The sequence below is a fragment of the Leptospira abararensis genome, assembly GCF_016918735.1.
GTDB lineage: Bacteria > Spirochaetota > Leptospiria > Leptospirales > Leptospiraceae > Leptospira_A > Leptospira_A abararensis.
In genome coordinates this window covers 137176-162385 of the sequence record NZ_JAFFPR010000022.1, presented here as the reverse complement: position 1 = coordinate 162385, position 25210 = coordinate 137176, and the positions used below count along the sequence as shown (strand labels likewise).

Here is a 25210-nt window from a genome sequence, read left to right as displayed (position 1 = left end):
CGTAAGGTGCGTACCATCTACATCCGCAAACTCCGATTCGAGGAAGCTCGCATCAAACTAGAACGAGAAATCCATGATGCTTACATGGATGGAGAAACCTATGTGGAGATTTTACATGGGATCGGTGAAGGAATTCTTCGGCGAATGGCGATTGACTACGTAGCCACTTGCGATTTCCTGAAATTAGTGGAGACCGACCCGATGTTTCGGTCCAATCCGGGCGCAACGATTGTGGAAATTCTCGCTCCGTCCAAAGAATACATCAACCGATTGAAATCATGACTGAATCTAACTCGAGAATCGAAATCCTAGACGTCACGTTACGTGACGGGGAACAAACCAATGGTGTCTCTTTTTCTTGGCAGCAAAAATTAAATATTACCAAACATCTGTTAAAAGACCTGAAGGCTGACAGAGTGGAAATTGCCAGTGCTCGTGTTTCCCCAGGCGAATTTGAAGCAGTTAAAAAAATAGTGGAATGGTCTAAATCGGAAGGCCTTCAAGACCGCATTGAGATTTTAGGATTTGTAGATATTGATAAAACGGTGGAATGGATGAAAGGAACGGGAGTTCGAGTCCTTAACCTTTTGACGAAAGGTTCACTTAACCACCTAACAAATCAACTACGAAAGACTCCAGCCGAACATTTTTTAGACATCCAAAAGACAGTAGAGAATGCAAGTGCTTCTGGCATTACCGTCAATGTTTATTTGGAAGATTGGTCCAATGGATATTTACATTCTCGTGATTATGTTTTAGAATATTTAAGTGTGGTTTCCAATTTCCCTGTAAGTAAGTTTTACTTAGCGGATACACTTGGTGTATTGTCGCCAATGGAAGTGCGAACTGCCATTACAGATCTTGTGAAAGAATTTCCGAAATTATGGTTTGAGTTTCATGGTCACAATGATTATGATTTGGCTGTTGCGAACTGTTTGGAAGCAGTAGAGGCCGGGGTTCGAGGACTTCATGTGGCTGTGAATGGATTGGGAGAAAGGGCGGGTAATTCACCTCTGGAAGCTGTGGTTACTGCCATACATGACAAAACAAAATTCAGAACTTCGGTTGTGGAAAGAGAAATCACAAATGCATCTAGGCTTGTGGAAATATTTTCAGGGAAACGAATTTCTGATAATCGTCCGATTGTGGGAGAAGATGTTTTCACACAAACGGCTGGGGTGCACGCCGATGGCGATAAAAAAGGAAATTTGTATGCCAATCCTATTTTACCAGAAAGGTTTGGGCGAACCAGAGTCTACGCCTTAGGTAAGTTAGCTGGTAAAGCAAGCATTACCGAAAACTTAAAACAGTTGGGAATGGTTCTTTCTCCTGAAATCGAAAAAAAGGTTTTAGAGCGAGTGATTGAGCTCGGGGACCAAAACAAAACTGTCACGAAAGAAGATCTTCCTTATATTATCTCCGATATCACTGGCGAAAATTTAGAAGCTAGTTTTCGAATCGAAACTTGTACTGTGACTAGTGGGATTGGTGTGAAACCCAAAGCGGAAGTAAAAGTCAATTACCAGGGAAAGTATTTTGAAGCGAATGGGGAAGGTGACGGCGGTTATGACGCATTTATGAATGCTCTTGGAAAAATTCTAAAAGAATTAAATATCCAAATTCCAAAGCTCTATGACTATGAGGTAAGGATTCCTCCTGGTGGGAATACGAATGCCCTTGTGGAAACTGTGATTACTTGGAAAGGGGAGGGAGAAACACATCCCATCCGCACGATTGGAATTGATTCTGACCAACAAGTGGCGGCCGTAAAAGCCACAGAACGATTGTTACATATTTTACTCGGAAACGTATGATTCATTTTCTCATTGTAGGCCTTGGAAATCCAGGGGACAAATACAAAAATACTCGCCATAACATTGGTTTTATGATCTTAGATGCACTGGCCTCGAGTTTTGGTGTTTCGTTTAAAGATTCTAAAAAGTATATGGAAACGACTTTTACCTGGGAAGGGGACAAAATACATCTTCTGAAACCTTTAGAGTTTATGAATCTTTCTGGAAAATCCACACAAACCCTTGCCAACTTATATAAAATCCCACCTTCCCAAATTCTTGTGATCCAAGACGAAGTAGATCTACCTTTTGGAAAAATAAAAAATAAAATTGGGGGCGGAACTGCCGGCCATAATGGACTAAAGGATATAGTCGCTAAATTGGGATCACAGGATTTTCATCGGTTGCGATTTGGGGTGGGAAAACCGGAAAAAGGGGGAATGGAAGTGGCTGACTTTGTATTACAGAATTTTAATTCAGAAGAACGTAGTAGTTTAGATACACTCATCAAAGAATCCATTGCCAAAACGGAAGATTGGATCCGAACCAACCGTAATCTTATTCGAAAAGAGAATGGGGTTTAGGGTTTATTATTTTTCAGTCCGAAAAAGCTAACGGACATTAGAATCACATTTTATGGCAAAAGAAAAAGAAACTACCATCAATCTTCGTAATCTTATCTTCCAAACCATTCTTTCTATTGTCCTTGTTCTTGTAATTGTCTTTGGATTGGCATTTTTTTTTCGCAAAGAACTTCTTGGTTTTAGCGAACACTTTGTCCGAATTTTTGGTTATTGGGGACTATTTTTTGGTATGATCCTTTCTGATAGCCTTCCTGCCTTTGTTCCACCTGATGCTTTTCTGATGTTAGCTATTACGGGTGAGATGGATCCACTTTTGACCATCCTTTCTATGTCTTTTGGAAGTATCCTTGGTGGATCAATTGCTTATTTTATCGGATTGTATCTCATTCCAAAATTTCATTTGGGAAGGCAGATGGTTTTACACTACGAAGACAAACTCCTTCCTTATCTACGCAAATACGGTTTTGGTGCCGTGGTGCTCAGTGCTCTCACACCCATTCCCTATTCATGGATGGCTTATACGGTGGGAACATTTAAGATGCGTTATTCGCTTTTTCTACTTGGTTCCCTGTTTCGGTTTGTTCGTGTTACTGTTTATTTTTATGCTATGTATCTAGGATGGATTACGGGGGGCTAGATGTCAGAAGAACGTTTGTTTCCCAAATCTGTCGATGAAGTCATCTTAGAGAAGGTAAGATTTTTCTTTTTACCCGATCGTACGGCTGCTTTCGTGAAAAATTTGGTAGATGGCAAGGTATCGGAAAGGTCTCTTATTTGTTGTAATTCCGGTTGCGATGTTTGTAATGAAACCATATACAATTGTTATATGGCAGTAAAAAAAGAATTGGAAAATAGCTAAATTGGATTCCCTCTTTTCTCAAAATAAACAGGTTCCCTTGGCTCATGCAGTGCGACCCAAAAATTGGTCTGAGTTTGTGGGCCAAACCCAAGTAGTCCAATCTCTCAAATCCATTCCTAAACCCACCTCCATTCTGTTCTACGGTCCCCCGGGTTCCGGCAAAACCACTTTGGCACACCTTCTCACACAAACTTGGAGTTTGGAAAAACGTTATTTGAGTTGTGTTACCAGTGGCCTAAAAGAAGTGAGAGAGGTTTTGGACGAAGCAAAAAGGCGCGGAACCATTGTTTTGTTTTTAGATGAGATCCATCGTTTTTCTTCCTCACAACAAGATGCTCTTCTTTCTGCTGTGGAAGAAGGGGAAATTATTTTGATTGCTGCCACCACAGAAAATCCGAGTTTCCGTGTGAATAAAGCTCTCCTTTCTAGAATGCTTGTTTACCGACTCACCTCTTTATCTGAAGCAGATGAAAACTTTATTTTTGAATCTTGTCTAAGCAAATTAAATCACAAGCGAACTTTCCCAGAAGATTTAAAAAAAGAACTCTTTCGAAGAAGTTCTGGAGATGCAAGAAAACTTCTCGGTTATTTGGAGAGAATCCTAAATGCCACAGAGGAAACTGACAAAATCACCGAATCTAAGTTAGCTGAAATTTTGGGTGAGAACGTTATTTTTTATGATAAAAATAGCGAAAGCCATTATGATATTATCTCTGCTTTTATCAAATCCCTTAGGGGCAGTGATCCCGATGCTGCACTTTTTTATTTGGCACTAATGATCGAAGGTGGTGAAGACCCCCTATTTATTGCAAGAAGACTTGTGATTTTTGCGAGTGAAGATGTGGGTAACGCCAGTGTCCATGCCCTTCCACTTGCGATTGCCACTTGGCAGGCTGTGGAGCGAGTAGGGATGCCGGAAGGACGGATTCCTTTGGGGCAATGTACAACCTTCCTTGCTTCGGCTCCAAAGTCTAATGCTAGTTATTTGGCTATTGACAAGGCTTTACAACTTGTTCGGGAAAGAAAAAGGGAATTCCAAATTCCAAACCATTTGCGTAATGCACCTACCGCCACTCATAAAAAAGAAGGTGCTGGCAAAGACTACCAGTATCCCCATGATTTTCCTGATCATTTCATTCGGGAAAAATACTTCCCTGATTCCTTCTATCCAAATACCCCAGAGTTTTATGAGCCAACAAACCAAGGAATGGAAAAGAATCTAAAAGACCAATTGCGAAAACTTTGGGGCGATAAAAAATAAAACCTAAGGTCATTCCTAACAGTTGATGGTTTGTCCCTCGGTTTCCTTTCCGTAAACAAAGCCTCCCTCCTTTTTGAATCGGAAGTAGTTGGCGGTTTCGGAGGCAAAATTGATTTCGTTATTACAGATGGATGATTCGCTTTAGCATATATTTGGCTGAGTAAATGGCGAAGGTTCTAATGAAAAACAAAGGGCGGGGGTGGGAAATATCTGTAATACGAATCGAGGGCAAGTGACTCGATTCCACTGGTTTCCCTTTTTCCCAGTTCCCATTTCCTCAAACTCTTCCTTTCTTGTGGACTTATCTTGGGGAAGGAAGTGGAGGTGAAAGCCACCTAGGTAACTGGTTTATCACTGAGAGTCATTCTCAAATCAATTGTTTTCACACGATTGAATGAGAAAAATGATCCGAAAAGAATCTCGCCTTGACAATTCAAAATAAGGATGAGATCATTCAAGGAATGGGTTCTGCACCAGATAGTTTTGCGCCAATCCTCTTACAACTTTTGCTCGGAGTCGGTTTTTCCGCTCTGATCTTATCTCTTGCCTTCCTTCTCAATCCGAAGAAAAAATCGAAACCTCAAGATACATTTGAATGTGGGGTGACGTATTATGGTGATGCCAGAGGGCTCTTCAACATCAAGTTCTATCTTGTTGCAGTCCTTTTCATTCTCTTCGATATTGAAGCAGTCTTTTTGTATCCTTGGGCAGTGAATTTAATCAGCTTCAAAGAAGCAGGTCTTGGCACCTTCTTCCTTGTAGAGATGTTTTTCTTTTTACTCATACTCGTTGTCGGTCTATACTATATATGGAAAAAGGGAGCACTGGAATGGGATTAACTGAAACACTATCCAAACCGGGTGAGATGTTTGGCGATATGTTCCAAGTCGCCACACTCGACAACGTAGTCCAATGGGGACAAAGTTTTTCTTTATGGCCGTATCCTTTTGCAACAGCATGTTGCGGAATCGAATACATGAGCACTGCTTGTGCTGATTATGATATCGCTCGTTTCGGAGCAGAACGTCCTTCTTTTTCTCCACGCCAAGCAGATATGATTTTGGTGCTCGGAACCATTAGTTATAAAATGGCTCCCGTATTACGCCAGATATACGATCAACTCGCGGAACCAAAATTTGTTATCTCTGTGGGGGCTTGTGCCTCATCCGGCGGAATGTTTCACACCTACGGTGTGTTGCAGGGTGTAGACCGAATCCTTCCTGTGGATGTTTATGTTCCTGGTTGCCCACCAAGACCAGAAGCACTTCTCGATGCCCTTGTCAAACTCCAAAAGAAAGTACAAGGCCAGGGACTCGAAGCGAGACGACAAGAAGTGATGAGAAAAATCGAAGAAATCAACGAACGCAACAAACCTCTCGTAGTCGCATGAAAGAAATAATTACTGAATACATAAACTCAAAGTTTTCTGATGTATTACTCCCGCAAAGGGACATAAACACCAATTTACTCTACTTTAGCATACAAAAGGAAGCCCTTCCTACCGTTGTACAAACGTTAAAGGATCATCCTGAGTTTGCTTTCACCTATTTGAATGATCTCACCTCGATCGATTGGCTCGGAAAAAGAGAACCAAGATTCGAAGTAGTTTATCTACTTCGTTCTCCCAAAAACAAACACTTCCGTTTGCAACTTCGAGTTCCTGTGGGCGAAGGAGAAGAGGTTCCGAGTCTTGCTGGTATTTTTCCTGCTGCCAATTGGCCTGAGAGGGAAGTATACGACTTAATGGGAATTCCTTTCTCTAGTCATCCGCAGATGGAACGTCTCATTATGCCTGATAACTTTGTGGGTCATCCTCTTCGTAAGGACTATCCATTAGAGGGTCCGGGCCAAGATTATCTCATTGAAGACTTACTCACCATTCATGTGAGCGAGGATATTACCGGTTAGGCGGTAGGGAATCATTATGGTAATGTACGAAAAAACAGCCGAACACTTTGGCAAAAAATTCAAAGACCTACCCGAAGGCCATCTTCTTGTCAATCTCGGGCCAAGCCATCCTGCCACCCACGGAATTTTACAAAACGTAATTCAAATTGATGGGGAACGTGTAGTCGACACAGAATCTGTCATCGGTTATGTCCATCGTTGTTTTGAAAAATTAGGCGAACGATACGATTACAACCAGTTCTTAGTTTGTACGGATCGTATGAACTATGTATCCACTCCACTCAACAACATTGGTTGGATCCTTACCGTAGAAAAAATGATGCAAATCCAAGTTCCTGATCGAGTGACATACGTTCGTATGATCATTTCCGAACTCTCTAGGATCATGGACCATATCATTTGTAACGGGATTATGGGTGTGGATCTGGGTGCCTTTTCTGGTCTTTTGCATTTATTCCATCATAGAGAAAACATTTATCAAATTCTGGAGAAACTAACAGGCGCTCGGTTGACCACAACTTTTTGCCGAGTGGGTGGAATGGAAAGGGATATTTATCCTGAATTCCAATCGGAAATCAAAACCATCATCAAAGGACTAAAACCTGCCTTGGATGAGTTTGAACAACTTCTCATTCGCAATAAAATTTTTAACGAAAGAACCGCAGGGATCGGTGGAATCTCCGCGGAAAGAGCCATTGCCTACGGATTTTCAGGTCCGAACCTTCGGGCGGCAGGAGTTCCTTGGGACGTTCGAAAAGATGATCCTTATATGTTCTATGACAAAGTGGATTTTGATATTCCTGTAGGTGGGGACGGATCTGCTTTAGATAGAACTCTTGTTCGTATGGAAGAGATGCGCCAATCCATGCGAATCATTGAACAACTGATAGACGGAATTCCAGAAGGTCCATACCACGCCGATGTTCCGCATACCTTTCTTCCTCCTAAAGACAAGGTCTACAATAATATGGAAGAACTCATTTATCATTTTAAAATCATTATGCATGGTGTTAAGGTTCCTCCAGGGGAATACTATATGTCGACGGAAGCCGCCAATGGAGAACTTGGATTTTATGTGGTATCGGAAGGAGAAAAATCTCCTTGGCGAGTGCATGTAAGACGTCCTTGTTTTTGGTATTACCAAGCGTTTCCTGAACTTGTCAAAGGTGGACTGCTTGCAGATACAATTGCCACCATGTCTTCACTCAACGTCATTGCAGGGGAGTTAGATTGTTAATGGCTTATCAATTTTCACAAGATTCCGAAAAAAGATTCCAAAGGTTGATCCCGCAGTTCCCGAGTAAACGTTCGTTAATTTTGCCATGTCTTTTTTTATTACAAGCTGACAAAGGTTTTGTGGATCAGGAAGGAATGTCCTACATTGCAGAACGAATTGGGGCTCCCGTTTCTCTCGCACAAGTGCATGGGGTGGCTACCTTTTACACAATGTACAATAAAAAACCAGTAGGGAAGTTCCATATCCAAATTTGTGGAAATATCTCTTGTTACCTTGCGGGATCGGATTCCATCACAGAACATGTATGTTCTAAATTAGGAATTGAATCCGGAGAAACCACAACTGACAAAAAATTCACGGTAGATGAAGTGCAGTGTCTTGGTGCCTGTGGATTTGGTCCAGTCGCTCAAATCAATGATAAATATTACGAAAACCTAACCCCAGAAATCATAGAAAACATCCTCTCTGAATTGGATAAGCAGGTATAAAATGGGACTAAAGAACCTACTCACAACTCATATTGGTGCCGCAGATTCCCATACCTTAAACCATTACCAGTCGGTTGGAGGGTATGAAAGTCAAAAAAAAGCTCTCGCTGAGATGACCGCAGAACAAATCGTAAACGATGTTAAGAATTCAGGGCTTCGAGGCCGTGGTGGTGCTGGTTTTCCCACGGGAAACAAATGGGGATTTATTCCCAAAACAGACAAACCAAAGTATTTAATTTGTAATGGGGATGAAGGAGAACCGGGAACCTTCAAAGACCGACTTCTCATCGAAAAACTTCCTCATATGCTCATCGAAGGAATGGTCATTGCCGCCAAAGCCATTGATTCCCACCAAGGTTATATTTATATTCGTGGTGAATTTCATAAAGGGATTCGTGTGGTGGAAGAAGCCGTAGAAGAAGCCTACAAAGCAGGCCTTCTTGGTAAAAATATAATGGGCCTTGGGTATGACTTTGATTTGGCGGTGTACTCCGGTGCCGGTGCCTACATTTGCGGAGAAGAATCAGCACTGATTAATTCCCTTGAGGGAAGGAGGGGCCACCCTCGACTCAAACCCCCATTCCCGGCAGTCTCTGGTCTTTATGCTTGCCCTACGGTTGTAAACAACGTAGAAACATTTTGTAACGTTCCACATATCATCCGTATGACGGGCGAAGAATACAAAAAAATCGGAACAGAAAAATCTCCTGGAACCAGGTTATTTGCCGTCAGTGGTCATGTGAAAAAACCAGGAATTTATGAAGTAGAAATGGGAACTCCTATGAAGGAACTCATTTACGATATTTGTGGTGGAATCAAAAACGATAAAACTCTAAAAGCGGTGATTCCTGGGGGAAGTTCTTCTCCCATTCTCACTGCCGAAGAAGCAATGACTGCTACTATGGATTATGAGTCGATTGCCTCTCTTAAATCGATGTTAGGTTCCGGAGCTGTCATCATTCTTTCTGAGGTTGCTGACCTTGTGGAAACAACCTACCGATTGGCAGAATTTTATTCGCATGAATCTTGCGGGCAATGTACACCTTGCCGTGAAGGAACCCATTGGGTAAAAGACCTTCTCCATAAAATAAAGATAGGAGAGGGAACAGAAAAAGATGTAGAACTCATTTTTTCTTTGTCCAGAAATATGGAGGGTGGAACCACCATCTGTCCGTTAGCGGATGCATGTGTAATGGCAGTTCGTCCTACCATGACAAAGTTTAAAGGAGAGTTCTCGGCTCGATTGAAAAAGGAAGTGAGCGTCTCTCACTAAAGGTCACCGAAACATTATGGACTGGGCACTACTACTTGCTTGGGGAATTAAAATCCTCTCATTATTTTTTATAATCCTAACCGGTGTAGCTTATTATACACTCGCCGAACGGAAGTTTGCTGGATTCATTCAGGATCGACCTGGTCCAAACCGGGCCGGGATTTTTGGTCTTTTCCAACCGCTGGCCGATGGAATCAAATTCATCGCCAAAGAAGAAATTTTCCCCAAAAATGTATCCAAAGGAATGTATCTTTTGGCTCCCACAATCTCCATGACTTGTGCCATTATGGCTTGGGCCGTGATTCCTTTTGGGGGAACAATTCCCGCACCAGAATGGTTGGCGACACTCACTGGTGTGACTACAATCGACTTACAAATTGCCAATCCTGATTCTGGGGTTTTGTATCTATTGGCCATTTCCTCATTGGCCGTGTATGGGATTATGATTGCTGGTTGGTCTAGTAATAACAAATATTCCCTGTTAGGTGGTGTTCGGTCTACGGCCCAGATGATTAGTTACGAACTTCCTATGGGACTTTCCATTGTTGTAATTGTCATTATGACTGGATCTTTAAAGTTAACGGACATTAGTGATTCTCAAAAAGATATGTGGAACATTTTGTCTCCACCCGGTTTTGTAGCTTTTTTTATTTATGTGACTGCTATGTTTGCCGAAACCAATCGCCTTCCTTTTGATTTAGCGGAAGCCGAGTCGGAACTTGTCGTAGGTTTTCATACCGAATATGGTGCCTTTAAATTTGCTCTCTTCTTTTTGGCTGAGTATATGAATATGATTACTATGTCATGTCTTACCACCTTACTTTTTTTTGGTGGATACAATGTTCCGTTCCAGTTGGGTGCAGGGTCTCCTTACCAAGCATTCATTGGGCTTGGGTTTTTTATTTTGAAAGTTCTCTTTTTTGCCTTTTTGTTTATTTGGGTTCGTTGGACTCTTCCTCGTTTTCGTTATGACCAACTTATGAAACTTGGTTGGAAGAAGATGATTCCTTGGGGTTTATTTGCTGTTATGTTTGCAGCAATTTACACAGTATATTGGAAAGAAGGATGGATGAAATTATTTATATGAACTTTGAATCTTCTCCTTCCTTTTTACTATTTATCTTTTTTGGAACGATCACTGTGATTACAGCTCTTAGTGTTATCTTTCAAAAAAATCCAGTGGTATCCGCAGTATCCCTTGTTTTTACCTTTTTTGCCCTCGCTGGGATTTATGGGATTATGGGAGCCCTTTTTATTGCCACCATGCAGGTGTTAGTGTATGCTGGTGCCATTATGGTGCTCATCGTTTTTGTTTTGATGTTACTTTCGCAAAGAGCAGAAACCTTGTCTCGTTATAGAAAACACCCAATCCGATTGGTTTTACTTTCTATATTTGCCTTTGGTTTTTTCTTTTTATTATATTCTGCTCTTACTACGGGTGTCCCTCATTCAGACCAAATGGGAAAAGGGTATGCCCTCACTGAATATTCTTATCCCATCCAAGGAACGGGTACAGTCAATGTGAAAGGGAATGTGGCAACCGTCGGTGCTTCCACTTATTTAGATTATATACTCCCTTTTGAAATGATATCAATCCTTCTACTTGTGGCAGTGCTTGGTGCAGTCATCCTCGCCAAAAAAAGATTAACGGAAGTAGAACAAACCAAGGATACAGTCCTATGAACCAATTTGTAAACGGCATCCCCATTTCCTACATTCTCGGACTTGCTGGAATTTTGTTTTCCATTGGAGTTCTCGGTGTCCTCATTCGCAGAAACATTGTGATCATTTTTATGTCTGTGGAGCTAATTCTAAATTCCGTGAATTTAGTTTTTGTTACATTTTCAAAAGCTCTTTCCCATATTTCTGGTGAAACCATTGTTTTCTTTGTGATGGCTATCGCTGCGGCAGAAGCTGCGGTGGGACTTGCACTTGTCATTGCCATTTTCCGGCATAAAAAATCCACCAATGTGGATGAACTCCAATCGATGAGATGGTAATCCTATGTTAGATTTATTTCCGTTAGTTGTTCTTCTTCCTCTCCTTGGTTTTTTACATAATGGTCTATTAAAAGATCGAATTCCTCATCGGTTTGCCGGTGCGATTGGGACCTTAGCAGTATTCATTCCATTTCTCATCACCTTAGGGGCGTTTAACGAGTTTCGACCGATGGAACGAACTGCCCCTCATTTGGTTCCTGTATTTGATTGGATTGTGGTTGGAAATTTCAAATCTTCCTTTGGATACCAAATCGATCAACTTTCCCTTTATATGACTCTCATCATTACAGGAATTGGGTCTCTCATCCACTTGTATTCAATGGGATATATGAAAGGGAATTTGGGATACAACCGATTCTTTGCTTATTTGAATTTATTTATTTTTTGTATGTTAAACCTAGTACTCAGTGACAACTTAGTGCTTACCTTTCTTGGTTGGGAAGGAGTGGGTCTTTCTTCCTATTTGCTGATCGGCTTTGACTATGACAAAAGTTCGGCGGCAGAGGCTGGGATGAAAGCTTTCATTCTGAACCGAATTGGGGATGTGGGTTTTATTTTAGGAACTGGATTTCTCTTTTGGATTGGGGGCAGTTTACAATACTTACAACTACAAACTAACTTAAGTGAGATGAGTGAGTTTGCAAATTATGCCAATATCATAGCTTTGTTTTTCTTTATTGCTGCTATGGGAAAATCGGCTCAGATTCCACTTTATGTATGGCTTCCTGATGCCATGGCAGGTCCGACTCCTGTATCAGCTCTCATCCATGCGGCAACCATGGTGACTGCGGGAATTTTCCTTATTGCAAGACTCAATTTTGTATTTTTACTCGCACCAGAAACTTCACTCTTTATTGCTTGTATTGGTGCCGTCACTGCTCTTTTTGCGGCAACGATTGGTACCTTACAAAATGATATCAAAAAAATCCTCGCATACTCTACAGTTTCCCAACTTGGTTTTATGTTTCTTGCTATGGGAAGTATGAGTTATGTAGCGGGTTTATTTCATTTAATGACACATGCCTTCTTTAAAGCTTTGTTATTTCTTGGTGCTGGTTCTGTGATTCACGCTCTCCATCATGAACAAAATATCAAACATATGGGAGGGCTCTTTGGTAAAATTAAAATCACTTCCTTTACCTTTTTATTGGGAACCTTGGCCATTGCCGGGTTTTTTCCCTTCTCTGGATTTTTCTCCAAAGATTTGATCTTAGAAAAAGCTTACACTTATGGAGCTTACGGTTCTATCCTCTGGACTATGGGAATTGTTGCGGCCTTTTTTACTTCATTTTATATGTTCCGCCTGGTTTTCGTTGTTTTCTTTGGTAAAGATAATACAGACCCGCATCATAAACCACACGAATCTCCTTGGACTATGACCTTACCTCTGGTTGTTTTAGCAATTGGTGCGGTGTTTGCAGGGTTTTTACAAACTCCACATTTCTTTTTACATATTGATACTTTGGAAAGATTCTTTGCACCTGTCTTAAACAAAGGATATGAGTTGGCATCGCTGCAAGGTAGCCTTGCCGATCACAAATCACTCGTCCACGAGGTAGAACTTTCTCTTGCTGGTTTTTCAGTGGCGATTGGAACTGTGGGACTCATCCTTGCTTACTTTCTTTACCAAAAAAAAGGAACACAAGTTTCAGAAGAACATACAGGATTTCGAAAGATTTTATTTCATAAATACTATATCGATGAAGTCTATGACTTTGTTTTTGTTCGTCCCTTTCTTTTCCTTTCTCGGGGAGTGGCTTTTTTTGTGGATATCAAGATTCTCGATCGTTTCTTTTTAGGTATCGGAGGAAGTTTCGGTATCATTGCCAATGGCCTTCGTCGGCTCCAATCGGGTTTTATTGGAGATTATGCTTTGTATGTAGTCATTGGTACATTTTGTATTTTAGTGTATTTATTAACGAGGGGGGTGTAAGGTGCCGGAACAAATTCTTTCCATCATAATCTTTTTACCAATCGTTTCTTCTTTACTCATTGTATTTCAAAAACGAGTAGGGAATGTGGTTTTGATTTCTGCTCTCTCTTCTGCATTCACAACCATTCTTTCCGTGGGACTGTTTTTCTTTTTTGATCCTTCTTTGTCGGGGTTACAATTTGTCCATTGGATTCCGGATTGGATCTTATCTGGGAAACTCAGTGTAGATTACCATGTAGGTCTCGATGGTATTTCTCTTTTACTTTTTGCACTCACTGCTTTTATGTTTTTTCTTTCGAGCCTTGCCTCTTGGTCCAATATTCCTAAAAAAATCAAAGAGTTCCATATTTGCCTACTCGTTTTAGAAACAGCAGTCCTTGGTGTTTTTGCTTCCGGCAACCTTGTCCTCTACTATGTATTTTGGGAACTTATGGTTTTACCAATGGTTCTTATGATTGGAATTTGGGGTGGGGAAGAGAGAACCAAAGCCGCTCTCAAATACTTTTTATTCTCTATGGCCGGATCCTTGTTTATGTTAGGTGGAATTCTTACCCTTTACTTCAAAACAGGAAAAACATCTATTGAATCTTTGGCGACAGCAAGCCTTGGAATGTATTCGGAACCTCTGCAATGGTTTTTGTTTTTTAGCTTTTTTCTGGCTTTTGCGATCAAAATTCCACTTTTTCCATTTCACACTTGGATGCCAGATGTCCACACCCAAGCACCTACTGTGGGTTCGGTGGACTTGGCGGGAGTATTACTAAAGATTGGGGCTTACGGTTTCATTCGCTTTTGTATTCCTTTTTTCCCAGAACCAAGTTTGTTATCACAAAATTGGATTCAGATCCTTGCCGTGATTGGTATTGTTTATGGTTCTATGGCAGCCCTAGTCCAAACCGATATCAAACGAATCATTGCTTATAGTTCTTTATCACATTTAGGTTTTTGTATTTTGGGACTCTTCTCTTTCACAAACGAAGGGGTTGTGGGTGGAATGTTGCAGATGGTATCCCACGGTGTTTCCACGGGGATGATCTTTCTTATGATTGGTATGGTCTATGAAAGAGCTCATACCAGAAACATTGCTGAGTTTGGTGGACTTGCCAAACAAATGCCGGTGTTTTCCACTTTCTTTCTGATCGCAGTTTTATCTTCTGTGGGTCTTCCGGGAACGAATGGATTTGTGGGTGAGTTTCTCATTCTTATGGGAGCCATCAAATCTAATGTTTGGCTCGGTGGGATTGCCGCTACAGGTGTGGTGCTTGGTGCCCTTTATCTTCTTTGGTTTGTGAAACGATTCCTTTTCGGCGTGAGTAAAACCATTCAAGCAAAACCATATAAAGACCTTAGTTTTCGGGAGGTGGGAATTCTTTCTCCACTCGTAGTCTTTATTTTTTGGATTGGAATCTACCCAAAACCTTTTTTAGAAATTTTACAATCTTCATCAAATGTCTATTTGAATTCGGCCTCGATTCAGTCCATTGCAGAAAGAAAAGACATCCAAAAAGATTTTCTTGGTGGAACGGCAAGCCGGCAATTTCCTGATTATTCCAGTTTGGGAAAAGAACCACTTTCGTTTGAAGAAAGGTTGGGATCTTTTCAATCGAAGTATGCACTTCCTACATTTGTTTCCTTAAAAACAAACCCACCAAATTTGAATGAAAACTTAGACAATTTGGAAAAATCCATTGAGTCTGATTTTGAATTGGAACCAACACCGAAAGAGAGAATAGGAAACTAACCCATGTCATATACTCCTTCTTCCAATGACCTAATCGCTATCTCACCCATGCTCATTCTTTGTGGGGTGGCCTTACTTTCGCTAGTCGTTCAGTTTCTCATCCCTAAAGAAGAAGACTCCAAACCTTTGTGGGTTCTTTCTATTTTGGGAATTCTTGGAGCCATGTATGCTTTGTATCATACCACTAGTTCTCCGGGTTATGGCAAATTCTTTGGATCTCAAATTTCCATTAGTCCTTTAACTGTTTGGCTCAGTGCAATTTATTTGATTGCGGGGCTTATCACTCTCCTCATCGCCCCTCCTTTTTTATCTGAGCACAAAACTTTGTTCCCTGAGTTTTTTCCTCTGATACTTTTTTGTTTGTCAGGAATGATGTTTTTAACCTCAGGTTATGATTTTATTGTGATCTTTGTCGGTTTAGAAATCTTATCTCTTTCTCTTTATGTGATGATTGGGATGGCTAGAACTTCTGTTTCATCCTTAGAAAGTGCGATGAAGTATTTTTTACTCGGAACCTTTAGTTCGGGGTTTATGTTACTTGGTATTGCCTTTTTGTATGGTGGATCTGGAACGACTAACTTAGACGGTGCCTTAAGGGGTCTTTTTTTAAAAGGGTATGAATCCAATTTTTCTAAATTAGGATTTGGACTCTTTTTAGTGGGAGTTTCTTTTAAGGCTGCTCTTGTTCCTTTTCACTCCTGGACACCAGATGTTTATGAAGGGGCTCAAACACCGATCACTGGTTTTATGGCTAGCGCAGGAAAAGCATCGGCACTTGGACTTTTTATCGTATTATTCAATCATATCCCTGTGGGTGAGATTGGGAATTCTTGGAAATACCTGATGGGAGTGGTTGCTCTTGTTTCCATGACTTGGGGGAACATTGTAGCTCTCAAACAAGAGAATCTCAAACGAATGTTAGCCTATTCGTCAATTTCTCATGCAGGATATATTGTTGCTGGAATTGTTTGCGGGGCAGGACTCGAGGCTTTGTATTATCTTTTTTCCTATTCCCTTTTGAATTTAGCAGCTTTTGCTATCATCTCCTATTTAGAACAAGGAAAACATGAAGTCACTGTCAATGGGATTTCTCATTTAAGCGGAGAACACCCGTTAACGGCACTTTCACTTTCTATTATCTTTTTATCCTTTGCTGGTTTCCCACCTCTCATTGGATTTTGGACTAAACTTTTTCTTTTGCAAAAGATTGCAGAATCGGATTTGTTATTCAACAGAATCCTTCTTTTTGGTGCGGTGGCAAACTCCTGTGTGGCATTTTACTACTACATGAAGATCACTATCCAATCCTATATGAAACAAGAAACGGGTGCGGTGGCAGGAGTTCGAGACCTTCCTGCGATGCCGACTTTGGGGTTTCTCGTATTTTTACTCAGTTTGTTTTTTACAGCGGGATGGCTCTTTTTCCAACCAGGGGCTTTACTCTGAATCTGTTATAGCAGAAATAGTTCCAGGATAGCGAAAAACGAATTGATCCCTAACCTGGGATCTAGAGGGTAGTCCATAAGTAGGTAATTCCGTATGGCAACCATTCAAAGAAAGACAGCAACTCTCCAAGATGCAGATGCGATCAAGGCGTTCCTTGTTTCCAAGGGACTTGTATATGAATTCTTTAAAACACCAGAATCTCTGGATTTGATCCTTGACCAAAAGGGCTTAACTGATGCTGAAAAAGCAGAAGTTCTTTCTGGATTGGAATACCGGTTTGACCAACTAAAAAAAGAGCATGGTTATAAGGCGAACGATCTTGTGGTCCTTCATGATGAAGTTCCTGGAATCCAAGATATGTTAGCTAAATTTGATAAACTTCATATCCATACGGATGAAGAAGTCCGTTATATCATCGACGGAAGTGGTATCTTTGGATTCATCATTGATGGAGAAAGATTTGAAGTCCATGTCAGTAAGGGAGATTTCCTTTCCATCCCAGCCAATACCAACCACTGGTTTACCCTCGACAAAAATTTAAGAATCAAAGCAGTTCGATACTTCAAAGACAATTCTGGATGGACTCCTGTGTATGTGGATGAATCGAAAGTGTTGATTAACGCTTAGTCCGCCGCAATTCCAAACCACTCTACAATGAATTGGAGGGTGGTTCTTCCCTGGTAGAAGTTTTCTTCCAAACTTCCTACAAGATCAAAACTTCCATGTTCCGACATAAATTTTTGGAACTCTTCCCCCTTATTCCAAATCATATACTTTAAAGATCCACTACCGATCAAATGAAATCGAACGTGTTTTCCGGCACTGAGAGGTGTTAGGTGAATGGCTTTGGCATTCCGGATGGCCAGTTTGATATCGGGATTCCCTTGTCCAAAGGGTTCTAGGTCCTTCCATTCTTTAATAAGTCTTTCTCCCATCTCTTCTGTGAGAACGGTAAAGTCAGTTTCAATCGAGTGAACGGTGGACCTTTCTTTATCTTTAGATAACCAATCTTTGGCAGTGGTATACAAAGCAGATTCAAAAGCGGGGATTTTGTCTAGTTGGATGGAAAATCCACCTGCTTCTGGATGACCCCCAAAATGCAAAAAATGACTGGATAGAGATTCTAAAAGTTCCAGAACATTTTCTTGTCCATAGGAACGAATGCTTCCTCTCGCATCACCATTGTCAGGTGCCAAAAAGATTGCAGGTTTTTTATAGGTATCCACCATTCTAGTGGCCACGATCCCACTGACACCGGGTTCCATATCCGGTTCGTAACAAAAAACAATTTCATTACTTGTCCTTTCTGGTTTGCGTGCAAAATACCTTTCCACACGATCCATATTCCGTTTGGTTCTTTCTTTTCGTTCCTCATTGATGGATAATAATTGTTTGGCTTTTGTTTTAGCGTCTGAGGTAGTTTCGGATAAAAGAAGGGATACTGCTTCTTCTGTTTTTCCCATCCGTCCTGCGGAATTGAGAACAGGGCCAATCGACCAACCTAAATCTTTAGTGGTGATTCCGTGGGGATTGAGTTTTAGTTCCTTTAGAAGTTCAGACAGGCCTTTTCTTTTTTTATCACCTACATAGAGTTTGGTGAGAGAATCGAGGGCTAACTTAACAAAATGCCTGTTTTCACCCGTCAGAGGCATCATATCTGTGATGGTTCCAATTCCTGCCAGATCCGTTTCTTCTTCGAGTCCTGAAAAAAAATCAGGAATACGAGAACACTGGTAAAAGAATAATTTTCTTTCTTCATCCACTGGAACCGAAGTGGAAAAATCTTCTGGGTAAGGCCAGGTGTTTGACTCACTTAAATTTAAAGTAGAAAGGATGTTTTCTTTCAGTTTGACTCCATTTTGGAAGTAGAAAAATTCTTTCTTATCAGAACTTGTGATCTCTTCCGTTTTTACATAGATTTTACCAAATTCATCACTCAATCGAAATAGAATTGCAGATACAAGTTTAAAGGATAATACTGCTGTGCAGATTTTTTTTTCTGGATACTCAGAGTCGGTCCTTCTTGGATTCACCAAAGCACAGTGTGTGGGAATTCGCACAGGAACTTCGTGATGGTCGAGAACAATGACTTGAATCCCTGTTTTTGTAAGTTCTTCAATTTCATCCGCTTGGCTGGAACCAAAGTCGAGTGTGACAAGGAGATCTGGTTTTACTTTTTTGATTTTGACCAGGGCTTCTTTACAAAGGCCATAGGGATCACTTTCAGAAGATACCATCACTTCTAGGTTGATGCCAGAAAACTCTGGATGGGATTTTAAAAAGAAGGCAAGAAGACAAGTGGAGCTCACTCCATCCGAATCACGATCTCCATACAAAAGGATTTTTTTCCCCTCTTTGGCAAAACGAACCAAGAGTTCGACGGCATCTAAAAGATCGGGAAGTGAAAATGGAGAGTGCAAACAAGAAAAGTCGGAACTCAGAAGTTCCTTGGGATGGATGTTACGAAGGCCCTCTCTTTTATCGACTAAGTAACGTAAAAGGGGCCTTTTGGAATCAACTTTGGTTCGAACTTCAGACAGCAGTGGTCCGAAGTGAACCTTGGTTACATGATGCAATTGCCAATAATTTTGGAACCGAATTCTACTTCGAGTCCCGGTGTTTTGATATCACCCACGACCTTACCATTTTTTTTAAGTTCCACTTTTTCTTTTGCGTCCACGTTTCCTTTTAGGTTTCCGTGAACCACAAGGCTTCCCACTTCGACATCGGCTTCTACATCCCCAGTTTCATCAATGATGAGTTTTCCTTGGGAAGTGATGGTGCCTTTGAATTGTCCTTTGATTTTTAATGTTTGGTTGAAGGAAAGGGTTCCGCGAAACGTGATGTCGTCGCTAATGATGGTGTCTATAGATTCGTCTTTCATCGGTAGGGATAGTCTTCGGTGATCCTGAAGTTTTGGCAACACTATCGCATTTGTAACCAAAAGGAAATGGAAAAAAGTTCATATTTCAAGGGTTTTCTCTTGTGTCTCCACTTCAATTCTTGAACCTGGGTCTCAAGAGTTGAAAAAATAGTGAAAATTAGGCGCTTCTGGAAGTCAGGGTTCATCCTACTTTTAGCGGTTTTCATCAATCTGAATCTGGTCGATGACCGGTTTGTTTCTCCTCTCGAAGATTTGGATTTTCAATACCAATCCTACGAGTTGGAAGAAACGACTCGTGTTCTTACCTCATCGAAAGAATCCAACCAAGTTTTGAAATTGGTCCCTTCTCGTAGGGAAGAGTCTCCCGTGAAGGTTTCTGTCCTTCGTTGGTCCACTATTTCCACAGAACCTGTCTTTTTTACTCAAATTCCCATCTTATTTCACTTTCTTTACCTTCCCCCGCCATTTTTGGCTTAATCGTTGCATGTAGATTAGTCTAGTAGTAGAGTCCAAGTTTGGCCTCTGCAATGTATTCAATTTCAAATAGGAATTATGTTAGAAAAAATCATTCAGTTTTCCATTCACAAACGAGCCACAGTTCTCGTTTTGACAGCCACACTCACCATCGTTGGCTTTTATAATGCACTCAATCTTTCCATTGATGCCATTCCCGATGTAACCAACGTCCAGGTGTCAGCCGTCACTTCTGTTCCCGGTCTTTCTCCACTTGAAGTGGAACAATTTATTACATATCCCATAGAACTTGAGTTTAACGGGATGCCTAAAGTTACGGAAATTCGTTCGATCTCAAGAACGGGTGTGAGTTCTGTTACCGTTATCTTTGAAGATGGAACCGATATCTATTTTGCAAGGCAACTTGTAAACGAAAGGTTAAAACAAGCAGAGAACTTTATTCCAAAATCTTACGGAAGGCCGGAACTTTCTCCGATTGCGACTGGCCTTGGTGATATTTATGAATTTGCTTTAGTTTCCGAAAGCCATACTCCTGAAGAACTCCGAACCGTAATGGAATGGGAAGTCGCAAGACAACTTCGTTCCGTCAAAGGAATCATTGATGTAAACGTAGTAGGGGGAGATGCCAAACAGTTTCAAATCAAAATTGACCCCAAACGTTTGTTATCTCATAACTTAACACTCTCTCATATCACGGAAGCACTGGAAGGGGCCAACGTCAATCTGGGTGGTGGATACATTCAAAAAGGGGAAGAGCAGTTTGTCATTCGGGGTGAAAGCCAATTTAAATCCATCGATGATATCTCAAGACTTTCTGTGCGAACGTCAAGAGATGGAATTCCACTTACTCTTGGACAAATTGCACGTGTAGAAACAGGCCCTGCCCTTCGTTTTGGCCTTAGCACTATGAACGGCAAACGAGAAGTCGTGGGTGGTACTGCGATGATGTTACTCGGTAGTAATTCACTCCAAGTCGTAAGCCGAGTAAAAGAAAAAATGAAAGAAATTGAATCCCGTCTTCCGCAAGGGATGAAAATTCAAGTGTATTACGATCGATCTGAATTCATTGGCCGAACTCTTACTACCGTATTTACAAATTTGGTCGAAGCGGCAATCATTGTACTCGTTTGCCTTATTTTAACATTAGGAACAGTGAAAGGAGCCTTTGCGGTGGCACTCGCAATTCCGGTTTCCATGATGATTGCCACCATTCTTATGAATGCTTTTGGTATTGTGGGAAACTTGATGTCACTCGGAGCTCTTGACTTCGGTCTTCTTGTGGATGGTTCCATTGTGATGTTAGAGTCTACACTCCATGGATTTTTACTTCGTAAAAGTTTTCTCCTATCGAAGACATCCGCCCAGGACATGGAAGATGGGATGGAAGAAGTGATCATGGAGTCTTGTATCAAAGTGGTGCGGGCTTCTGCTTTTAGCGTGGGAATTATTTTACTCGTGTATTTACCCCTGATGACTCTGGAAGGTGTGGAAGGGCGGATGTTCCGACCGATGGCAATTACCGTCGCATTTGCGTTAGGTGCTGCACTTTTGTATTCGATTACCACATTTCCGGCACTCATGTCGTATATTTATAAAAAACCGATCTTACATGAGTCAGCGTTTTGGCATAAGTTCCAGTTGAAATATGCAGAAGTCCTCACTTATGGGATGAAGTTCAAACGCCAGTTTACTTATGCCGGAATTGGGGTTGTATTTTTGTCTTTTGCTTTGGCGTCCACTCTGGGATCAGAATTTTTACCAAGAATTGATGAAGGGGAGATCGCGATTGATATCAAACGCCTTCCTTCTACTGCCATCAATCATTCACGTGATTTGAACTTGGAAATGGAGAAGGTCATCCTAAAGTTTCCTGAGGCTGTCAGCGTTGTGTCGAGGCAAGGACGTGGTGAGTCTGCCGCAGAACCGATTGGTTCGGAAGAAGGTGAGATGATGGTCAAACTCAAACCCCGCAAAGAATGGGTTTCTGCACACGACCGAGAAGAGCTTATGGAGCTTATGAAAAACTCTGTGAACAAAAATGTTCCTTCGTCTTACATCAGTTTGTCGCAACCTATTGAAAACCGAGTCAATGCCTTGTTATCTGGTTCGAAGGCAGATATTGTTATTAAGATTTATGGCGATGATTTAAAAACGTTAAAGTCCATTGCAGACAATTATGCTTCCAAAATCAAAAAGATTCAAGGGGCTGCCGATTTACGGGTTCAAAAACTTCTTGGTCTTCCTTTGTTGGAAATTAAAATGAACCGTGGAAATATGGCTCGGTATGGGGTTCGTGCGGAAGAAGTACTTACTACTATTGAAACACTTCGTGTAGGTGCTAATGCAGGAAAAGTTTACGAAGGATACAAACGATTTGATCTAATCGTTCGTTTGGATGCCGATGTCACCGATATTGAAGTCATTGAAAACGTTCCCGTCATGACAGAATTAGGTGGGACAGTCCCACTTGGACAAGTAACGGACATTATGATGACAGAAGGGCCGGCTGCTCTTTATCACGAAGGTCTCAAACGTAGGATTCTTGTTGAGGTAAACGTTCGAGGCCGAGATATGATTGGATTTGTAAATGATGTGCAAGCTGCCACACAATCCATCGAATCCGGACTTCCCCAGGGGTATTATGTGGATTGGGGTGGACAGTTTGAGAACTTTACACGTGCAAAAAACCGATTGGCCATTGTAATCCCCATTGCCGGAGCCATTATTTTTGCGATGCTCTTTATTGCTTTTGGAAGTGTTTATTATGCCTTGGGAGTTTTTATCCTAGTGCCCTTGTCCCTTTCGGGGGGAATTTTATCGTTAGTCCTTCGGGGTCTACCATTTTCGATCCCAGCTGGGGTTGGGTTTATCGCTGCAGCCGGTATATCGGTGTTAAATGGGGTTGTCTATGCCTCCGCTTTAAAAGACCAACTCAAAGTCACAAGAGATCCTTCCATTGCAGTAGTGGAAGCTGCGGTGTATACATTACGAGCAGTTGCCACCACAGAACTTGTGGCCATCATTGGATTTTTACCAATGGCCATCGCTTCCAGTGCCGGTGCCGAGGTGCAAAGACCACTAGCAACGGTGGTCATGGGTGGGGTACTTGTGGCGACCATCCTATCTCGTTTCCTTCTTCCGATTGCTTTTGAGTTTTTAGTGAAACTAGCACAAAGACAAGAAATCAGGCAAATGGAAAGGGAACGAAAGATGAATGATTACTTTGTAGAAGAGATGAAAAAATACAAAGCAACAGAACTCCACGAAACACACGGACATTCTCATCATTACAGGGAAGTGGAGGAATATTCGTCGCAAAACGAAGATGATTCCAAAACAAACAAACAAAATCAGAAATCTAAAAGAAAGAGGACTTAAATGAAACCGAATTATTACGTAGCACACCCTTGGCATGGATTGGAACTTGGGCCAAAAGCCCCTGATGAATTAGATGTATTTATCGAACTCACACCACAAGACACAGTAAAATATGAGATTGATAAAGCATCCGGCTTCATTCGTGTGGACAGACCTCAAAAGTATAGTAATCGTTCTCCGACTCTCTATGGTTTTATTCCAAGAACATTTTCAGGAGAGGCTTCTGGAAAACATTGTTCGGATGTAGTGGGAAGACCAGACATCATTGGGGATGGAGATCCTATCGACATATGTGTCCTTAGTGTGAATCCAATCACTCATGGTAACATGATCCTAACTGTGATTCCTATTGGCGGGCTAAGAATGATTGATAAAGGAGAGGCCGACGACAAAATTGTGGCTGTACTCAAAGGGGACGAAGTGTTCGGTCAAATCAAGGATATTTCTGAGGTTCCGAAAGCATTAATCAACAAACTCCACCATTACTTTTTAACTTATAAATTGGATCCTAATTCTCCTTCTACCGGTACTGTAGAAATTACTGAAGTTTATGATAGGCAAGAAGCAATCAAAGTCATCCAGTTTGGAATCGAAGATTATATAAAGAAATTTGTAACTGTATGAAACAAATCAGGAAGTTTTTGATCCTATCCCTTCTGGGAATTCATTCCATTGCTGTTTTCCCAAAAGAAAAAGCAGTGTATGAACTCCACTCTAAAGATGAATTGTTTTTCCTTGGTGAAGATTCTAGAGCCCAAGATTCAAAAGAAAAATGGAACTTAGATGAATTAGAGAATTTTGCTGTGACAAGTAATCCTCTCTACCTTCGCGAAAAACAAAACATTGGTATGGCTCGGGGGGATATCATTACCGCTAGTTTGTATTATAACCCTATAATGAACATGCAACAGCAGTTTATGGGAGCCTCGGCAAACGCAGCAACAGGAAGACCAGAAACTTCCTTTATTTATAACCAACCCTTTGATATGAGTGGGGTGATTCCTCAAAGGGAAAAAGTCGCCAAACAAGAGTTTTTGGGAACTATTGCTAGTTTTCGTGACTTTGATCGTTTGTTTCGTTTACGTCTGAGACAAAATTTTTGGACTTATCTTTATGTAACTGAGCAGATCAATTACCAAAAAGAATTTTTGGAAAACTACCAAGACCTTTTGGATTTAACGAAACTTAGGGCAGAGAAGGGCGATATTTCCTTTTTGGAATATGATCGTTTGGCATTGGAGCGCGTACAAATTGAACGGGAATACCGGAACGCACGGATTTTGAGGGCACAAGTGGTTAAAAACTTGAGAATCCTTATTGGAATTTCGGATATGAATTCTCCTTTGAGTATCAAAGGAAGGCTTGAATTTATCTCCACGCGTGAATTCGGTATCGATTTAAATGATTTTGATATTGAGGAAAGGCCGGACTTAGTTGCCTTAAAAATTCGCCAACAAAAGGAGCGAATGAATATCGAACTAAAAAAACGAGAAATCATTCCTCCGCTCACTCTTGGTATCGAGTTTTTAAACAAAGGAAACGAAAATGTGACTGGTGTGTATGCAGCAACTCCTCTACCTTTGTTTGATCGAAAACAAGGGGAAATTTTAAAGTCAGAAGAGTCTTATAAAAAACTAGGATTCGATGTCGATGCCAAACGAAATGAAATCGTTTCGGAAATTTCTGCCGCGATCAAAGAATTACAAGCAAGGGAATCTCAATTACTCGATTACCAAAAGATGGGACTTCTCGAAAAAAACAAAGAAGTGCAGGAAAAGTCAAGACTTGCTTACATTCGAGGTGCATCTAACTTAGTAACCTTTTTGGAGGCTGAGAAAAACTATCTCAGTGTCCTAAGGAGTTATTATGAGATTATTTACCTCTATTACAATGCTTTGGAAGGATACAAAGCTTCTATCGGAAAGATGGATAGCTCGGAGTTTTAAATTTA

The 25210-nt window shown here is 41.1% G+C and carries 25 protein-coding genes; 23 read left to right on the top strand and 2 right to left on the bottom strand.

Annotated features, from left to right (window positions below; translation table 11 throughout):
• Positions 1 to 6 precede the first annotated feature (6 nt).
• The 19 genes from JWG40_RS07205 (at position 7) to JWG40_RS07115 (ending at position 17150) form a co-directional block, all read left to right on the top strand.
• Positions 7 to 282, top strand: coding sequence for a Smr/MutS family protein (locus JWG40_RS07205; protein ID WP_002981228.1), 276 nt, complete (start codon positions 7 to 9; stop codon positions 280 to 282).
• Positions 279 to 1814 carry a (R)-citramalate synthase CimA gene (gene cimA / locus JWG40_RS07200; protein ID WP_205285154.1) on the top strand — a complete coding sequence of 512 codons (1536 nt, stop codon included), beginning with the start codon at positions 279 to 281 and terminating at the stop codon, positions 1812 to 1814. The genes JWG40_RS07205 and cimA overlap by 4 nt, the downstream gene beginning before the upstream one ends.
• Positions 1811 to 2377 (top strand): aminoacyl-tRNA hydrolase, encoded by a 567-nt coding sequence (pth, locus tag JWG40_RS07195; RefSeq protein WP_205285153.1) that lies wholly within the window; start codon positions 1811 to 1813, stop codon positions 2375 to 2377. The genes cimA and pth overlap by 4 nt, the downstream gene beginning before the upstream one ends.
• A 52-nt stretch (positions 2378 to 2429) precedes the next feature.
• On the top strand, positions 2430 to 3014 hold the full coding sequence (locus JWG40_RS07190) for a YqaA family protein (protein ID WP_205285152.1): 585 nt from the start codon (positions 2430 to 2432) through the stop codon (positions 3012 to 3014).
• Positions 3015 to 3236 carry a hypothetical protein gene (locus JWG40_RS07185; RefSeq protein ID WP_135658172.1) on the top strand — a complete coding sequence of 74 codons (222 nt, stop codon included), beginning with the start codon at positions 3015 to 3017 and terminating at the stop codon, positions 3234 to 3236.
• Position 3237: 1 nt separating this feature from the next.
• The gene (locus JWG40_RS07180) at positions 3238 to 4497 is read left to right on the top strand and encodes a replication-associated recombination protein A (RefSeq protein ID WP_205285151.1); all 1260 of its coding nucleotides are present in this window, start codon (positions 3238 to 3240) and stop codon (positions 4495 to 4497) included.
• Between the two features lie 461 nt (positions 4498 to 4958).
• Entirely contained in the window at positions 4959 to 5336 is a 378-nt protein-coding gene (locus JWG40_RS07175) for an NADH-quinone oxidoreductase subunit A (RefSeq protein ID WP_205285234.1), read from the top strand.
• A complete protein-coding gene (locus JWG40_RS07170) occupies positions 5327 to 5887 on the top strand; it encodes an NADH-quinone oxidoreductase subunit B (RefSeq protein ID WP_205285150.1) in 561 nt (186 codons plus the stop codon). Before JWG40_RS07175 ends, JWG40_RS07170 begins: the two co-directional genes overlap by 10 nt.
• Positions 5884 to 6405: an NADH-quinone oxidoreductase subunit C gene (locus JWG40_RS07165; protein ID WP_205285149.1), complete on the top strand. Its 522-nt coding sequence runs from the start codon at positions 5884 to 5886 to the stop codon at positions 6403 to 6405. Before JWG40_RS07170 ends, JWG40_RS07165 begins: the two co-directional genes overlap by 4 nt.
• A gap of 16 nt (positions 6406 to 6421) precedes the next feature.
• Positions 6422 to 7642, top strand: coding sequence for an NADH-quinone oxidoreductase subunit D (locus JWG40_RS07160; RefSeq protein ID WP_205285148.1), 1221 nt, complete (start codon positions 6422 to 6424; stop codon positions 7640 to 7642).
• On the top strand, positions 7642 to 8130 hold the full coding sequence (locus JWG40_RS07155; protein WP_205285147.1) for an NADH-quinone oxidoreductase subunit NuoE family protein: 489 nt from the start codon (positions 7642 to 7644) through the stop codon (positions 8128 to 8130). The genes JWG40_RS07160 and JWG40_RS07155 overlap by 1 nt, the downstream gene beginning before the upstream one ends.
• Before the next feature lies 1 nt (position 8131).
• Positions 8132 to 9403 carry an NADH-quinone oxidoreductase subunit NuoF gene (nuoF, locus tag JWG40_RS07150; protein WP_205285146.1) on the top strand — a complete coding sequence of 424 codons (1272 nt, stop codon included), beginning with the start codon at positions 8132 to 8134 and terminating at the stop codon, positions 9401 to 9403.
• Positions 9404 to 9419: 16 nt separating this feature from the next.
• The gene (gene nuoH / locus JWG40_RS07145; protein ID WP_205285145.1) at positions 9420 to 10490 is read left to right on the top strand and encodes an NADH-quinone oxidoreductase subunit NuoH; all 1071 of its coding nucleotides are present in this window, start codon (positions 9420 to 9422) and stop codon (positions 10488 to 10490) included.
• A complete protein-coding gene (locus JWG40_RS07140; RefSeq protein ID WP_205285144.1) occupies positions 10469 to 11086 on the top strand; it encodes an NADH-quinone oxidoreductase subunit J family protein in 618 nt (205 codons plus the stop codon). The genes nuoH and JWG40_RS07140 overlap by 22 nt, the downstream gene beginning before the upstream one ends.
• Positions 11083 to 11403, top strand: a complete 321-nt coding sequence (gene nuoK / locus JWG40_RS07135) for an NADH-quinone oxidoreductase subunit NuoK (protein WP_002974388.1) — start codon at positions 11083 to 11085, stop codon at positions 11401 to 11403. The genes JWG40_RS07140 and nuoK overlap by 4 nt, the downstream gene beginning before the upstream one ends.
• 4 nt (positions 11404 to 11407) lie before the next feature.
• The gene (gene nuoL, locus JWG40_RS07130; protein WP_205285143.1) at positions 11408 to 13336 is read left to right on the top strand and encodes an NADH-quinone oxidoreductase subunit L; all 1929 of its coding nucleotides are present in this window, start codon (positions 11408 to 11410) and stop codon (positions 13334 to 13336) included.
• 1 nt (position 13337) lies between these two features.
• The gene (locus tag JWG40_RS07125) at positions 13338 to 15077 is read left to right on the top strand and encodes a complex I subunit 4 family protein (RefSeq protein WP_205285142.1); all 1740 of its coding nucleotides are present in this window, start codon (positions 13338 to 13340) and stop codon (positions 15075 to 15077) included.
• Between the two features lie 3 nt (positions 15078 to 15080).
• Positions 15081 to 16523, top strand: a complete 1443-nt coding sequence (locus JWG40_RS07120) for an NADH-quinone oxidoreductase subunit N (RefSeq protein WP_205285141.1) — start codon at positions 15081 to 15083, stop codon at positions 16521 to 16523.
• Positions 16524 to 16616: 93 nt separating this feature from the next.
• The gene (locus JWG40_RS07115) at positions 16617 to 17150 is read left to right on the top strand and encodes a cupin domain-containing protein (protein WP_205285140.1); all 534 of its coding nucleotides are present in this window, start codon (positions 16617 to 16619) and stop codon (positions 17148 to 17150) included.
• On the opposite strand, the gene recJ is transcribed toward JWG40_RS07115, so the two are convergent.
• Positions 17147 to 19099 carry a single-stranded-DNA-specific exonuclease RecJ gene (gene recJ / locus JWG40_RS07110; RefSeq protein WP_205285139.1) on the bottom strand — a complete coding sequence of 651 codons (1953 nt, stop codon included), beginning with the start codon at positions 19097 to 19099 and terminating at the stop codon, positions 17147 to 17149. The two genes, JWG40_RS07115 and recJ, sit on opposite strands and share 4 nt — an antisense overlap.
• Positions 19087 to 19407 (bottom strand): bactofilin family protein, encoded by a 321-nt coding sequence (locus JWG40_RS07105; RefSeq protein WP_002973855.1) that lies wholly within the window; start codon positions 19405 to 19407, stop codon positions 19087 to 19089. Before JWG40_RS07105 ends, recJ begins: the two co-directional genes overlap by 13 nt.
• A gap of 150 nt (positions 19408 to 19557) precedes the next feature.
• On the opposite strand from JWG40_RS07105, the gene JWG40_RS07100 reads away from it, so the two are divergent.
• The 4 genes from JWG40_RS07100 to JWG40_RS07085 all read left to right on the top strand — a co-directional run bounded on the left by JWG40_RS07100 (position 19558) and on the right by JWG40_RS07085 (position 25205).
• On the top strand, positions 19558 to 19884 hold the full coding sequence (locus JWG40_RS07100; protein WP_205285138.1) for a hypothetical protein: 327 nt from the start codon (positions 19558 to 19560) through the stop codon (positions 19882 to 19884).
• Positions 19885 to 19959: 75 nt separating this feature from the next.
• Complete coding sequence (locus JWG40_RS07095; protein ID WP_205285137.1) at positions 19960 to 23259, top strand: efflux RND transporter permease subunit; 3300 nt, start codon at positions 19960 to 19962, stop codon at positions 23257 to 23259.
• Positions 23260 to 23883: an inorganic pyrophosphatase gene (locus JWG40_RS07090; RefSeq protein WP_205285136.1), complete on the top strand. Its 624-nt coding sequence runs from the start codon at positions 23260 to 23262 to the stop codon at positions 23881 to 23883.
• Entirely contained in the window at positions 23880 to 25205 is a 1326-nt protein-coding gene (locus JWG40_RS07085) for a TolC family protein (protein ID WP_205285135.1), read from the top strand. Before JWG40_RS07090 ends, JWG40_RS07085 begins: the two co-directional genes overlap by 4 nt.
• The last annotated feature ends 5 nt before the right edge of the window (positions 25206 to 25210 follow it).

Bases quoted from the DNA above. Each gene is read 5' to 3' on its own strand.
- cimA (WP_205285154.1), top strand. From the start codon at position 279: ATGACTGAATCTAACTCGAGAATCGAAATCCTAGACGTCACGTTACGT.
- pth (WP_205285153.1), top strand. From the start codon at position 1,811: ATGATTCATTTTCTCATTGTAGGCCTTGGAAATCCAGGGGACAAATAC.
- JWG40_RS07190 (WP_205285152.1), top strand. From the start codon at position 2,430: ATGGCAAAAGAAAAAGAAACTACCATCAATCTTCGTAATCTTATCTTC.
- JWG40_RS07185 (WP_135658172.1), top strand. From the start codon at position 3,015: ATGTCAGAAGAACGTTTGTTTCCCAAATCTGTCGATGAAGTCATCTTA.
- JWG40_RS07175 (WP_205285234.1), top strand. From the start codon at position 4,959: ATGGGTTCTGCACCAGATAGTTTTGCGCCAATCCTCTTACAACTTTTG.
- JWG40_RS07170 (WP_205285150.1), top strand. From the start codon at position 5,327: ATGGGATTAACTGAAACACTATCCAAACCGGGTGAGATGTTTGGCGAT.
- JWG40_RS07165 (WP_205285149.1), top strand. From the start codon at position 5,884: ATGAAAGAAATAATTACTGAATACATAAACTCAAAGTTTTCTGATGTA.
- JWG40_RS07160 (WP_205285148.1), top strand. From the start codon at position 6,422: ATGGTAATGTACGAAAAAACAGCCGAACACTTTGGCAAAAAATTCAAA.
- JWG40_RS07155 (WP_205285147.1), top strand. From the start codon at position 7,642: ATGGCTTATCAATTTTCACAAGATTCCGAAAAAAGATTCCAAAGGTTG.
- nuoF (WP_205285146.1), top strand. From the start codon at position 8,132: ATGGGACTAAAGAACCTACTCACAACTCATATTGGTGCCGCAGATTCC.
- nuoH (WP_205285145.1), top strand. From the start codon at position 9,420: ATGGACTGGGCACTACTACTTGCTTGGGGAATTAAAATCCTCTCATTA.
- JWG40_RS07140 (WP_205285144.1), top strand. From the start codon at position 10,469: ATGGATGAAATTATTTATATGAACTTTGAATCTTCTCCTTCCTTTTTA.
- nuoK (WP_002974388.1), top strand. From the start codon at position 11,083: ATGAACCAATTTGTAAACGGCATCCCCATTTCCTACATTCTCGGACTT.
- nuoL (WP_205285143.1), top strand. From the start codon at position 11,408: ATGTTAGATTTATTTCCGTTAGTTGTTCTTCTTCCTCTCCTTGGTTTT.
- JWG40_RS07120 (WP_205285141.1), top strand. From the start codon at position 15,081: ATGTCATATACTCCTTCTTCCAATGACCTAATCGCTATCTCACCCATG.
- JWG40_RS07115 (WP_205285140.1), top strand. From the start codon at position 16,617: ATGGCAACCATTCAAAGAAAGACAGCAACTCTCCAAGATGCAGATGCG.
- JWG40_RS07105 (WP_002973855.1), bottom strand. From the start codon at position 19,407: ATGAAAGACGAATCTATAGACACCATCATTAGCGACGACATCACGTTT.
- JWG40_RS07095 (WP_205285137.1), top strand. From the start codon at position 19,960: ATGTTAGAAAAAATCATTCAGTTTTCCATTCACAAACGAGCCACAGTT.
- JWG40_RS07090 (WP_205285136.1), top strand. From the start codon at position 23,260: ATGAAACCGAATTATTACGTAGCACACCCTTGGCATGGATTGGAACTT.
- JWG40_RS07085 (WP_205285135.1), top strand. From the start codon at position 23,880: ATGAAACAAATCAGGAAGTTTTTGATCCTATCCCTTCTGGGAATTCAT.